Source organism: Pseudoneobacillus rhizosphaerae (assembly GCF_917563885.1).
In the GTDB taxonomy this organism is placed as follows: domain Bacteria; phylum Bacillota; class Bacilli; order Bacillales; family Cytobacillaceae; genus Pseudoneobacillus; species Pseudoneobacillus rhizosphaerae.
In genome coordinates, this window is record NZ_CAKJTG010000072.1 from 1 (window position 1) to 333 (window position 333).

General features: G+C 43.8%; 1 protein-coding gene. It reads right to left on the reverse strand.

Annotated elements, in window-relative coordinates; all coding sequences use genetic code 11:
* Window positions 1-310 (reverse strand): IS110 family transposase (locus LRP83_RS23155; RefSeq protein WP_230499188.1); only part of this gene is annotated, 310 nt, incomplete at its 3' end.
* Window positions 311-333 lie beyond the last annotated feature (23 nt).

A 333-nucleotide genomic window follows, 5' to 3' on the forward strand; every position in this document is an offset into this window, starting at 1 on the left:
TCGCCCGCATCTGTTCATAATAATCATTGTGCACATACGTCGTTTCACGTTCCAATTTAAAGTGGGTTTTCGCTAACTCATGGGCATCGCTAATATCGGTTTTGTGTCGACGCATTGAAGCTATTTGTAGGTTCGCTTCCAGTGGGTTCATGCGGCAGTATGTATGTCCGTGATCCCGTAGAAACTTTTCAACTGATCTTGAATAGACACCCGTCGCCTCAAATACGATTTCAGGGGCTTGTCCATCAAGAGCTGTTATTCCCTTAATACGAAGGTGTAGCTGCTCAAAATCATTGCGTGTATGGTACAATTCCCCTTCATATTCACATTGTC